The 11,913-nt window shown below is 72.9% G+C and carries 11 protein-coding genes; 2 read left to right on the plus strand and 9 right to left on the minus strand.

The annotated features are described in order from the left end of the window. Nucleotides 1-546: 546 nt before the first annotated feature. On the plus strand, nucleotides 547-1,581 hold the full coding sequence (trpS, locus tag ACZ4M5_RS20540) for a tryptophan--tRNA ligase (RefSeq protein ID WP_467738768.1): 1,035 nt from the start codon (nucleotides 547-549) through the stop codon (nucleotides 1,579-1,581). A gap of 44 nt (nucleotides 1,582-1,625) precedes the next feature. Here the strand turns inward: trpS and proC are convergent, their stop codons facing one another. The 6 genes from proC to ACZ4M5_RS20570 all read right to left on the minus strand — a co-directional run bounded on the left by proC (nucleotide 1,626) and on the right by ACZ4M5_RS20570 (nucleotide 6,082). Beyond that, nucleotides 1,626-2,438 (minus strand): pyrroline-5-carboxylate reductase, encoded by an 813-nt coding sequence (gene proC, locus ACZ4M5_RS20545; protein WP_398108731.1) that lies wholly within the window; start codon nucleotides 2,436-2,438, stop codon nucleotides 1,626-1,628. 107 nt (nucleotides 2,439-2,545) lie between these two features. After that, nucleotides 2,546-3,340: an ABC transporter permease gene (locus ACZ4M5_RS20550; protein WP_467738770.1), complete on the minus strand. Its 795-nt coding sequence runs from the start codon at nucleotides 3,338-3,340 to the stop codon at nucleotides 2,546-2,548. After that, a complete protein-coding gene (locus ACZ4M5_RS20555) occupies nucleotides 3,337-4,161 on the minus strand; it encodes an ABC transporter ATP-binding protein (RefSeq protein ID WP_467738772.1) in 825 nt (274 codons plus the stop codon). Before ACZ4M5_RS20555 ends, ACZ4M5_RS20550 begins: the two co-directional genes overlap by 4 nt. A 64-nt stretch (nucleotides 4,162-4,225) precedes the next feature. Beyond that, nucleotides 4,226-5,053 (minus strand): class I SAM-dependent methyltransferase, encoded by an 828-nt coding sequence (locus ACZ4M5_RS20560; RefSeq protein WP_467738774.1) that lies wholly within the window; start codon nucleotides 5,051-5,053, stop codon nucleotides 4,226-4,228. Between the two features lie 110 nt (nucleotides 5,054-5,163). Next, nucleotides 5,164-5,658: an EamA/RhaT family transporter gene (locus tag ACZ4M5_RS20565; protein ID WP_467738776.1), complete on the minus strand. Its 495-nt coding sequence runs from the start codon at nucleotides 5,656-5,658 to the stop codon at nucleotides 5,164-5,166. Between the two features lie 82 nt (nucleotides 5,659-5,740). Beyond that, nucleotides 5,741-6,082 carry an SH3 domain-containing protein gene (locus ACZ4M5_RS20570; RefSeq protein ID WP_467738778.1) on the minus strand — a complete coding sequence of 114 codons (342 nt, stop codon included), beginning with the start codon at nucleotides 6,080-6,082 and terminating at the stop codon, nucleotides 5,741-5,743. 181 nt (nucleotides 6,083-6,263) lie between these two features. On the opposite strand from ACZ4M5_RS20570, the gene ACZ4M5_RS20575 reads away from it, so the two are divergent. Next, complete coding sequence (locus ACZ4M5_RS20575; RefSeq protein ID WP_467738780.1) at nucleotides 6,264-8,375, plus strand: protein kinase domain-containing protein; 2,112 nt, start codon at nucleotides 6,264-6,266, stop codon at nucleotides 8,373-8,375. A 61-nt stretch (nucleotides 8,376-8,436) separates the two neighbouring features. On the opposite strand, the gene ilvD is transcribed toward ACZ4M5_RS20575, so the two are convergent. From ilvD to ACZ4M5_RS20590, 3 genes are all read right to left on the minus strand, one after another. Beyond that, nucleotides 8,437-10,290, minus strand: a complete 1,854-nt coding sequence (ilvD, locus tag ACZ4M5_RS20580; RefSeq protein ID WP_467738782.1) for a dihydroxy-acid dehydratase — start codon at nucleotides 10,288-10,290, stop codon at nucleotides 8,437-8,439. Nucleotides 10,291-10,431: 141 nt separating this feature from the next. Further along, nucleotides 10,432-11,061 carry a TetR/AcrR family transcriptional regulator gene (locus tag ACZ4M5_RS20585; protein ID WP_467738784.1) on the minus strand — a complete coding sequence of 210 codons (630 nt, stop codon included), beginning with the start codon at nucleotides 11,059-11,061 and terminating at the stop codon, nucleotides 10,432-10,434. Beyond that, nucleotides 11,058-11,882: a sugar phosphate isomerase/epimerase family protein gene (locus tag ACZ4M5_RS20590; protein ID WP_467738786.1), complete on the minus strand. Its 825-nt coding sequence runs from the start codon at nucleotides 11,880-11,882 to the stop codon at nucleotides 11,058-11,060. The genes ACZ4M5_RS20585 and ACZ4M5_RS20590 overlap by 4 nt, the downstream gene beginning before the upstream one ends. Nucleotides 11,883-11,913: the final 31 nt, after the last annotated feature.

Genomic DNA, 11,913 nt, shown 5'->3' on the forward strand with positions numbered 1-11,913 from the left:
CAGGTTTCCGCTCTCGCGGTTTCCTTTCCGGCGGTTCCGACTCTATCAGATCCTTTCGGGCCTGATTCCCAGTCAGGGGGGCTTGTCCTCGCGGCCGTTGGGCCGTTCCGACGAGTGAGACTTTAGCGGATTCCCCGGCTCCCGACCTAATCGGGGGCCCGCGTCCTTTCGAACATGGATTCCTCATTCCGCGAATACGCGCACCAATGAAAACGAGGACAGAGATCTGCCCGTCGCGTAGTGGTGGGTACTTGCGGAGTGGCTGTCCGGGGACCGACCGGAGTCGGCTCTCACGTCGGACAACTCGGAGAACACTACGGAGGGGGGTAGGGCGTGTCAAGTGCCGGGTGGGCCGGGCCCCTGGGGCGTACTGTGGAGCGCATGACCACGCGTACGTGTCACCAGTCCTGGTGGGCCGCCTGACGGCGGCCGCGCTCACGTACGCACTCGACGGCCGCCGCCTCGGCGGCCGTTTCTGTTTCTCCCTCCGGTAGCACCGAGGGGCGGCCGGGCCGGGGCGGTGGCACCGGACCGGAAGGAACAGCGATGACGCGGGTCTTCAGCGGGGTCAAGCCGACGGGGCATCTGACGCTGGGGAACTACCTGGGAGCGATGCGGCGGTGGGCCGCGGTCGACCAGCACGAGGCGGACGCCTTGTTCTGCGTGGTCGATCTGCACGCCCTGACCGTGGACCACGATCCCGCGCGGGTGCGCCGGCTCACTCGGCAGGCCGCGAGCCTGTTGCTGGCGTCGGGGCTGGATCCCGAGCTGTGCACCGTCTTCGTGCAGAGCCATGTGGACGAGCACGCGCGGCTGTCGTACGTGCTGGAGTGCGTGGCCACCGACGGTGAGATGCGGCGGATGATCCAGTACAAGGAGAAGGCGGCTCGCGAGCAGCGGCGGGGTGGGAGCGTGCGGCTGTCGCTGCTGACGTATCCCGTGCTGATGGCGGCGGACATCCTGGCGTACGGGGCCGGTGAGGTGCCGGTCGGGGACGATCAGCGCCAGCACGTGGAGCTGGCCAGGGATCTGGCGGTGCGGTTCAACCAACGGTACGGGCACACCTTCGTCGTGCCGCGGGCCACCCGGCCCGAGGTGGCGGCGCGGGTGATGAACCTGCAGGACCCCACGTCGAAGATGGGCAAGAGCGACGACGTGGGGCCGGGGATCGTCTATCTGCTCGACGAGCCGGACGTGGTCCGCAAGAAGGTCATGCGGGCCGTGACCGACAGCGGGCGGGAGGTCGTGTACGACCGGGAGGCCCGGCCGGGGCTCGCCAATCTGCTGGAGATCCTCGCCGCGTGCACGGGGGCGGACCCCGAGAGCCTGAGTGACGCGTACGCGTCCTACGGGGATCTGAAGCGGGACGCCGCCGAGGCCGTCGTCGAGGTGCTGCGGCCCGTACAGGAGAGGCACAAGGAGTTGTGTGCCGATCCGGGCCATGTGGAGGCCGTGCTGCGGGCGGGGGCCGAGCGCGCTCGGGGGATGGCCCGGCCGACGGTGGACGCGGCGTACCGCGCGATCGGGCTGCTGGCGCCCGTGGTGGAGGGGGCGGGTACGCGGGCCGGCGTCACCGTGTGAGGTGAGGGCGCCGGTGGGGGCGGTGTGCGGCCGCCCCCGCGGGGTCAGTTGCTGTTGCCGGAGGCCAGGGCGCGGCTGCGGTCGCGGGCGGCTTCGAGGGCGGCGATGAGGGCGGCCCGGACGCCGTGGTTCTCGAGTTCGCGGATGGCGTTGATCGTCGTGCCCGCGGGGGACGTGACGTTCTCGCGGAGCTTGACCGGGTGTTCGCCGCTGTCGCGGAGCATGGTCGCCGCGCCGATGGCGGACTGGACGATCAGGTCGTGCGCCTTGTCGCGGGGCAGACCGAGCAGGATGCCGGCGTCGGTCATGGCTTCGACCAGGTAGAAGAAGTACGCCGGGCCTGAGCCTGAGAGGGCCGTGCAGGCGTCCTGCTGGGACTCGGGCACGCGGAGGGTCTTGCCGACGGCGCCGAAGAGTTCCTCGGTGTGGGCGAGGTGGTCGGCGGTGGCGTGGGTGCCGGCGGAGATGACGGACATCGCCTCGTCGACCAGGGCCGGGGTGTTCGTCATGACGCGGACCACCGGGGTGCCGGGGGCGAGGCGCTCCTCGAAGTAGGCCGTGGGGATGCCGGCGGCGCCGCTGATGACCAGGCGGTCGGCGGGGACGTGCGGCGCGAGCTCGTCGAGGAGGGTGCCCATGTCCTGCGGCTTGACCGTGAGGATCAGGGTGTCGGCGGTCTTGGCGGCCTCGGCGTTGGTGACCGGGGTGACGCCGTAGCGGGTGCGGAGTTCCTCGGCCCGTTCCCGGCGGCGGGCGGTGACCAGGAGGTCGGCCGGGGTCCAGCCGGCCCTGATCATTCCGCTGAGCAGGGCTTCGCCGATCTTGCCGGTGCCGAGGACTGCGACTTTCTGGGTCATGGCTTTCGGTGCCCTCCGGGGGTTGCGCGTCGTCCTGGTTCATCCTCGCACTCGGGGTGGCGGGGCGGCGGGCGTGTCCGGTGGGCGGGACGTGCACCCGGGGGCGGTCACATGGTGCGGCGGCGGAGGGTGGCCGCTCCCAGGGTGAGGACGAGCAGGGCGCAGCCGGCGACGATCGACACGTCCCGGACGAACGTGGCCGTCATGTCGGTGTGGCGCAGGACCTCGTTCATGCCGTCCACCGCGTACGACATGGGCAGCACGTCGGAGACGGCCTCCAGGACGGGGTGCATGGCGTCGCGCGGGGTGAACAGGCCGCACAGCAGGAGCTGCGGGAAGATCACCGCCGGCATGAACTGGACCGCCTGGAACTCCGAGGCCGCGAAGGCGGAGACGAACAGGCCGAGGGCCGTGCCGAGGAGGGCGTCGAGGAGTGCCACCAGGAGCACGAGCCAGGGGCTGCCGGTGACGTCGAGGCCGAGGAGCCAGACGGCCAGACCCGTGGCCAGGGCGGACTGGACGATGGCGAGGGTGCCGAAGGCGAGGGCGTAGCCGGCGATGAGGTCGCCCTTGCCCAGCGGCATGGCGAGGAGGCGTTCGAGGGTGCCGGAGGTGCGTTCGCGCAGGGTGGCGATGGACGTCACCAGGAACATCGTGATCAGCGGGAAGATGCCGAGGAGGGAGGCGCCGATGTTGTCGAAGGTGCGGGGGCTGCCGTCGAAGACGTAGCGCAGCAGGAGCAGCATCACGCAGGGGATGAGGATCAGCAGCGCGATGGTGCGCGGGTCGTGGGTGAGCTGGCGCAGGACCCGGGCCGCGGTGGCGGTGGTGCGGGACGCGCTGAGGGCGCGTGGGGGTGCGGTGGGGGCGGGGGCGGCGGGGGGTGTGGTCGTGCTGGTCATCGGGTCGTCTCCTTGGTGCGGTCCGCGGCCGTCGCTTCGTCGACCAGGTGCAGGAAGGCCTCTTCGACGGTGGCGGAGCCGGTGCGGGCGCGGAGTGCGTCGGGGTCGTCGTCGGCGAGGAGGCGGCCCTCGCGCATGAGGAGGAGGCGGTGGCAGCGCTCGGCCTCGTCCATGACGTGGGAGGAGACCAGGAGGGTGGTGCCGCGGTTGGCCGCCAGGTCGTGGAAGAGGGTCCACAGGTCCCGGCGCAGGACCGGGTCGAGGCCGACGGTCGGTTCGTCGAGGACCAGGATCTCGGGGGTGCCGAGGAGGGCCACGGCGAGGGAGACGCGGTTGCGCTGGCCGCCGGAGAGGTTGCCGGCCAGGGCGTCGGTGTGGCTGGTGAGGTCGACGTCGGCGATGGCGCGGGTGACGTGGTCGTGGCGGCGGTCGGCGTGGGCGCGGCCCGGGTCGAGTATCGCGGCGAAGTATTGGAGGTTCTGGCGGACGGTCAGGTCGTCGTAGACGGACGGGGCCTGGGTGACGTAGCCGATGCGGGTGCGCAGGGTGGGGTGGCCCGCGGGCCGGCCGAGGACGTCGAGGGTGCCGGTGACCTTGGCCTGGGTGCCGACGATCGCGCGCATGAGGGTCGACTTGCCGCAGCCGGAGGGGCCGAGCAGGCCGGTGATCCGGCCGCGCGGGACGGTGAAGGCGAGGTCGCGCAGGACGGTGCGGGTGCCGCGGACGACGGTGAGGTGCTCGGCGTGGACGGCGGGGGTGGCGGGGGTGGATCCGCCGGGTTCCGGACTCGGGCGCGGGGACGCCGGAGCATTATTCATCATGCGATGAATAATGCTCCCGGGGGTGGTGGGCGTCAAGCGTGGGGCGGGGTCCGGTCCGGCTCTGTCAGGACGGGGCTTCGGCGAGGTGGAGGACCACCTCGTAGACCTCTTCCACGTGGCCGCCGGGGAAGGCCGCGAGGAGGTGCTGCCGTTCCCGGTCCAGGAAGGCGGCGGTGTGTTCCTGGTCGTGCACGAGGAAGATCGAGTGGCTGGCGATGTTGGCGAGGTGGGTGTCGACCGGGACGCGGCGGCTCCAGCGGACCGTGCGGCGGGTGAAGTCGAGGCGGCCGGTGGGGTCGGGTGCGTGGGCTCCGGCGTGGCGCTGCTCGGCGGGCACGTCGACGGCGAAGTGACGGGCGACGCGTTCGGCGGCCTCGGCGATCCAGGGGACGTCCAGCGCCTCGGTGTTCCACCACAGCGCCAGGGCGCCGCCGGGGCGCAGGACGCGGAGGGCTTCCGGGACGGAGCGGGCGGGGTCGGTCCAGTGCCAGGCCTGGGCGTACGTGAGGAGGTCCAGACAGCCGTCGGCGAGGGGGAGGGCGTCGCCCGTGCCGCGGACGAGCGGGAGGTCCGGGTGGGTGCGGCGGAACTGGGCGGCCATGCCCGCGCCGGGTTCCACGGCGACGACGTCCGCGCCCCTCGCGTGCAGGAGGGCGGTGGCGATCCCGGTGCCGGCGCCGACGTCCGCGACGCGGGCGCCGGTGAGGGGGCGGCCGGTGAGGGCTTCGACCGCGTCGAAGAGGGCCGGGGGGTAGGCGGGTCGGTGGGCCGCGTACTGGGCCGCGGCGGCGTTGAAGGAGTGGGCGCGGGTCGCGTGCGGCGGCGGGACGGGACTGGGGCGGTCGGGGGTGGCTTCGGCTCCGGTGGGGTGGTGGGCATGAGGTCGGGTCATGCCGCCATGGTCGTCGGGAGCGGGGCCGGGACGCGGTGAGATCTGGGTGAGAGGTGCGAGGGGGGCCGTCTGAGGGCGGTGAGTTTCCTTGAGACAGCGCGTGGGTCGCGTCAGGGGTGGTGGCGTTGTTTCGCGGGGTTGCCGGAGCGGCGGGTGGTGCGCTTCTCGTGCCGGCGGCGGGCTTCCTCGTACTCGGCGCGGTGGAGCTTCTCGCCGGGGGCCTCGGTCAGGGAGCGGAGGAAGTAGGCGAGGAGCGAGCCGACGAAGCCGATGGTGAGGAGGCCGCGCAGGGACGCCTGGCGGTCGGGGTCCTGGCGCCGGGTGAAGCCCTCCCAGGTGTGGCGGAAGGCCATCGCGCTGCAGATCGCGAACATGGCGGTCGTCAGGAGCGTGACGAAGCCGCCGATCGCGGCGATCCGGAGGCCCTGGTAGGCGAGGCGCAGGACGAGGCAGGACGCGGCGGCGGCGACGAGCGAACCGGCGGCCACGGCGATGCGGCGGGCGGTGTAGCGGTCGTCGTGGTCGACCCAGCTGGTGCCGAAGAACCGGAGCGGCTCCGGATGGGGGACGTTGCCGGGGGCCGGGGTGCCTGTCTCTGCGCTCACCCGTCGATTATGGCTCGCGGTGGGGCGCCCGGGGCGGTGTGGCCCGCAGTGGGGGCGGGCCACACCGGCCCGGGGCGGGCGGTCAGGAGCAGCGGGGGCGGATGTAGCCGTCGCTGCCCGTCTGGACGTAGGCGTCCGAGATGTACTGGCCGCTCGCGATGTTGTCCCAGATGTTGGTGGTGCCGTAGGGGCCGGTGATCCAGGTGCCGGGCGACTGGCAGTTGATGGAGACCCGGGACCCGGCGGGCAGGACCTTGACGACCGGGTAGCCGGTGCCGGGGCCGCTGCGGACGTTGACGCTGGTGCCCGGTGCGATCGGGTACGTCGTGGCCGCCGCGGCCAGGGTGGTGACGACCGGGACGGCGGCGCCCGCGGCGTCCTCGGGCTGAGCGGCGCGCTCGATCTCGGCAGGCTCGACTGACATGTGTTCCTCCCCCGTTGAACCCCACGTCTGCCGTGGGGTCCCGTTGATTCCCCGGTATCACGCCGTCAAACACGTGTGCGTGACCGGCCGTCGGGGGTCGGCAAGCCGCCGCTGTCCCGTACAGGTCATCGACTAGGCTCCGTGCGTCGCGCGCGCGGACGAACAGCACGGGGGTGGTCCCATGGCGCCACAGCGGAACGCCGGAGCGGGCCCGGAAGCGGAACTTCCCGAATACGCCGGCCACTACCGTCTCGAGTCCTGCCTGGGTTCCGGCGGGATGGGGGTCGTGCACCTGGCGCGCAGCACCTCCGGGATGAAGCTGGCCGTGAAGGTCGTGCACGCCGAGTTCGCCAAGGACCCCGAGTTCCGGGGGCGTTTCCGGCAGGAGGTGGCGGCCGCCCGGCGGGTCAGCGGAGCCTTCACCGCACCGGTCGTGGACGCCGACCCCGAGGCCGGGCGGCCCTGGATGGCGACCCTGTACATTCCGGGCCCCACGCTCGCCCAGGAGGTGAAGCGGAACGGGCCCCTGGCGCCTGCCCGGTTGCGGCGGCTGATGGCCGGGCTCGCGGAGGCGCTGCGGGACATCCACCGGGTCGGGGTCGTGCACCGGGATCTGAAGCCGAGCAACGTGCTGCTCGCCGAGGACGGGCCGAAGGTCATCGACTTCGGCATCTCCCGGCCGCAGGACAGCGAGTTGCGCACCGAGACGGGGAAACTCATCGGGACGCCGCCGTTCATGGCGCCCGAGCAGTTCCGGCGGCCGAGGGAGGTCGGGCCCGCCGCCGACGTGTTCGCGCTCGGGTCGGTGATGGTCCACGCGGCGACCGGGCGCGGGCCGTTCGACTCGGACAGTCCGTACGTCGTCGCCTACCAGGTCGTGCACGACGAGCCGGAACTGACCGGCGTGCCGCAGGAGTTGGCTCCGCTCGTGCTGCGGTGCCTGGCCAAGGAGCCCGAGGACCGGCCGTCACCGGACGAGTTGATGCGGGAACTGCGGTCGGTGTCGGCCTCGTACGACACGCAGGCCTTCATACCCGCGCAGCGCGCCGAGGAGGAACCGGCGCAGCCCGCCCCCGAGACGCCGGCCGCCGACGTGCCCGCGCGCGGGGAGTCCGCGCGGCTGCTGCGGCGGGGGGCCGTGGCGGCCGGGGCTCTCGCGCTGGTCACCGCCGGGGTGCTGGCGGTGACGGGTCTGCCCGGGGGCGCGGGTCCGGCGCGGGAGGTCGCCTCGCCGCGGACCACGGCCGCCGCGTTCTCCGGGTGGGAGGCGGAGCCGCTCGACGGCCGGAGCGCCCCGCAGTGCTCGTACGCGGCGAACGCTGTGGTGTGCGCGCAGGAAGGGCTGGTGTTCGCGCGCGACGCCGTGGACGGGCGGCTGCTGTGGCGGCGGGCGCTGAAGGGCGCCGCCGCGAGCGGGCCGCCGGCCGGGGCCCCGGTCGTCGCGGGCGGCAGCGTGCTGGGCGGACTCGGTCAGGGGCGGGAGCTGACGTCCGTCGAGCTGGCCTCGGGTGAGGTGTCCCGGCGGGAGCTGCCGGCGTACGGCGGGCTGCGGGCCGTGGGGGGCGTGGTGCTGCTCACCGGGTCCGACGGCACGGTCAGCGGGGTGGAGGCCGCCTCGGGCCGCGTGCGGTGGAGCCACCGGGTGCCGGGGCAGGACGTGCCGTACTTCGTGTCGTTCCCCGGTGACCGGCTGGCGTACGCGGTGGGCGTGTCCGGGGACGGCAGCCGGACGCGCGTCACGGCCGTGGATCCGCGGACCGGCGCGGTGCGGTGGCGGGCGGGGCTGGACGGCAATCTGGAGGCCGTCGGCACGGCGGACGGATCGCTGGTGGCGCTGGCCGTCGACGCCGTGCGCGGCGAGGCGCGGTCCGTCGTGCGCTACGACCCTCGCAGCCGCACCACCGTGCGGGTGCCGCTGCGCGTCCCCCTGGCCCAGGCCCAGGGCGGAGTGCGGGGGGACGTCGTCCATCTCATGGCGGCCGGCGGGGCGTTGACGGCCGTGGACCTCGAGGCACGCGAGCAGCTGTGGACTCTGGAGACGGGGGTCGTACGGGCCTCCAGGCCCGCTGCGGACGGACGGCATGTGTATGTGAGCGCGCCCGACGGGCGGCTGCTCGCCGTCGACGCCCGGCGCGGCAGGCTCGCCGGGCAGACGCCGGTCCGGCTGGGTGAGCGCTCCGACCGGGTGCCGGCCTCCCTGCCGGAGCCGGTGGTGGTGGGCGACCGGGTGTACGGCAGCGCGCCGGACGGCACGGTGTTCGCGGTGAACGGGCGTGATCCCGCGGCCTGGTGAGCGGATACGGCGAGGGCCGCCCCCCGGTGACGGGAGGCGGCCCTCGGCGGCTCGACGAAGGTCAGCCCAGCTTCGACACGTCCCGCACGGCGCCCTTGTCGGCGCTGGTCGCCATCGCCGCGTAGGCGCGCAGTGCGGCGGAGACCTTGCGGTCGCGGTTCTTCGGGGCGTACCGGCCGTTCAGGGCCTGCTCGCGGCGGGCCAGTTCGGCGTCGTCGACCAGGAGCTCGATCGAGCGGTTCGGGATGTCGATGCGGATGCGGTCGCCGTCCTCGACCAGGGCGATGGTGCCGCCCGCGGCCGCCTCGGGGGAGGCGTGGCCGATGGACAGGCCGGAGGTGCCGCCGGAGAACCGGCCGTCCGTGACCAGCGCGCAGGTCTTCCCGAGGCCGCGGCCCTTCAGGTACGAGGTCGGGTAGAGCATCTCCTGCATGCCGGGACCGCCCTTGGGGCCCTCGTAGCGGATGACGACGACGTCGCCGTCCTTGACCTGCTGGGTGAGGATCTTCTGGACGGCCTCCTCCTGCGACTCGCAGACCACCGCCGGGCCCTCGAAGGTCCAGATGGACTCGTCGACGCCGGCCGTCTTCACGACGCAGCCGTCCACGGCGAGGTTGCCCTTGAGGACCGCGAGGCCGCCGTCCTTGGAGTAGGCGTGCTCGGCGGAGCGGATGCAGCCGCCCTCGGCGTCCTCGTCCAGGGCCTCCCAGCGCTCGGACTGGGAGAAGGCCTCGGCGGAGCGGACGCAGCCGGGCGCCGCGTGCCACATCTCGACCGCCTCGGCGGACGGGGAGCCGCCGCGCACGTCCCAGGTCTTGAGCCAGTCGGCGAGGGAGGGGCTGTGCACCGAGTGCACGTCCTCGTTGAGCAGCCCGGCGCGATGCAGCTCGCCGAGCAGGGCGGGGATGCCTCCGGCGCGGTGCACGTCCTCCATGTAGTACGTGCGGTCCTTGGCGACGTTCGGGGCGACCTTGGCCAGGCAGGGCACGCGGCGGGAGACGGCGTTGATCTCGTCCAGGCCGAAGGGGACGCCCGCCTCCTGGGCGGCCGCCAGCAGGTGCAGGATCGTGTTGGTGGAGCCGCCCATGGCGATGTCGAGGGCCATGGCGTTCTCGAAGGCCGCGAAGGACGCCACGCTGCGCGGCAGGACCGTCTCGTCGTCCTGCTCGTAGTAGCGGCGGGTGATGTCCATGACCGTCTTCGCCGCGTTGACGTACAGCTGCTTGCGGGCCGTGTGGGTGGCGAGGACGGAGCCGTTGCCCGGCAGGGACAGGCCGATGGCCTCGGTCAGGCAGTTCATCGAGTTGGCGGTGAACATGCCGGAACAGGAACCGCAGGTCGGGCAGGCGTTCTCCTCGATGCGGAGGATGTCCTCGTCCGAGATCTTGTCGTTCACGGCGTCGGAGATCGCGTCGACCAGGTCGAGCGTGCGGACCGTGCCGTCGACGAGCGTGGCGCGGCCGGACTCCATGGGCCCGCCGGAGACGAACACCGTGGGGATGTTCAGCCGCAGGGCCGCGTTGAGCATGCCCGGGGTGATCTTGTCGCAGTTGGAGATGCAGATCAGGGCGTCGGCGCAGTGGGCCTCGACCATGTACTCCACGCTGTCCGCGATGAGGTCGCGGGAGGGCAGGGAGTAGAGCATGCCGCCGTGGCCCATGGCGATGCCGTCGTCGACGGCGATCGTGTTGAACTCGCGCGGGATGCCGCCGGCGGCGACGACCGCCTCGCTGACGATCCGGCCGACCGGGGCCAGGTGCGTGTGGCCGGGGACGAACTCGGTGAAGCTGTTGGCGACCGCGATGATCGGCTTGCGGCCGATGTCGCCGCCCGGTACACCGGAGGCGCGCATCAGGGCGCGGGCGCCCGCCATGTTGCGGCCGTGGGTGACTGTGCGGGACCTCAGCTCGGGCATCGTCGCTCGCTCCTTCAGAGATTGCGTCAGAGGATTGCGGAGATTTCTGACTGCTGTCGAGCGTACGCCGGTCATCCAGAGGGCGGGACAGAGTGTCCGAAATGCGGGACGCCCGTCTCGTGTGCGCCCCCTCCGGGCGGCTCACGGATCGGTCAGATGTCCTTGGACGACCGGGGCCAGCCGCTCGATGATCTGCTCCGGGTCCGCCGAGGCCAGCGGCTCGATCCTGATGACGTACCGCAGGATCGCGGTGCCCACGAGCTGGGCGGCGGCGAGCTCGGCGCGCAGCTCGGGGTCCGGCAGCTCCAGCCGTACGGCGATGCGGCGCAGCACCTGGGTGGCGACGATCCGGCGGAAGACGGCGGCCGCGGTGTCGTTGGTGAGGGCGGAGCGGACGATGGCCAGCAGGGGCGCGCGGGTCGCCGGGTTCTCCCAGACGCCGAAGAAGAAGCGGGCCAGCCGCTCCCCCACGCCGTCGAGCGGGCCCTCCTCGATGGCCGCCGGGGCCTGCAGGGCCGGGCCGAAGGACTGGGTGACCGCCGCCTCGAACACCTGCTCCTTGGTGCCGAAGTAGTGGTGCACCAGCGCGGAGTCGACGCCGGCCGCCTTGGCGATGCCGCGCACGGACGTCTTCTCGTAGCCGCGCTCGGAGAACTCGTCGCGGGCGGCGGTGAGGATGCGCTCACGGGTGCCGGCCGACTCGGTGCGCGGCGGACGGCCGCGACGGCGCGCGGGGGCGCCGGGGCCGCCGGACGCGGGCCGGTCGGTCACGGGCGCGGGACCTTGGCCGCGGCGGCCAGGTGGAGGCGGGTGAAGGCCAGCGCCTCGGCGAGGTCGGCCTCGCGCTCCGCGCCGGACATGGCGCGTCGGGTGTTGACCTCGATGACGACATGGCCGTCGAACCCGGTCAGGGCCAGCCGCTCCAGCACCTCGGCGCAGGGCTGGGTACCGCGGCCGGGCACGAGGTGCTCGTCCTTGGCGGAACCGCGGCCGTCGGCGAGGTGGACGTGGCCGAGGCGGTCGCCCATGCGGTCGACCATGGCCAGCGCGTCGGAGCGGGCCGTCGCGGTGTGGCTGAGATCGATCGTGAAGTGGCGGTAGTCGTCCTTGGTGACGTCCCAGTCGGGGGCGTAGGCGAGCATCTCCCGGTCGCGGTAGCGCCAGGGGTACATGTTCTCGACGGCGAACCGTACGTCCGTCTCCTCGGCCATGCGCCAGACGCCGGTGACGAAGTCGCGCGCGTACTGGCGCTGCCAGCGGAACGGGGGGTGGACCACGACCGTGCCGGCGCCGAGCTTCTCGGCCGCCGAGCGGGCCCGCTGGAGCTTGGTCCAGGGGTCGGTGGACCAGACGCGCTGCGTGATGAGCAGGCAGGGGGCGTGCACGGCGAGGATCGGGATGCGGTGGTAGTCGCTGAGTCTGCGCAGGGCTTCGATGTCCTGGCTGACCGGGTCGGTCCACACCATGACCTCGACCCCGTCGTAGCCGAGACGCGCGGCGATCTCGAAGGCCGTGGCCGTCGACTCCGGGTAGACCGAGGCCGTCGAGAGGGCGACCTTCGCGTCCGGGATCTTTACGGCTGGCTCTGCCATGCAGCACAGGTTACGGGGTGTGGTGGTCGGG

The sequence above is a fragment of the Streptomyces sp. NPDC026246 genome, from assembly GCF_055567995.1.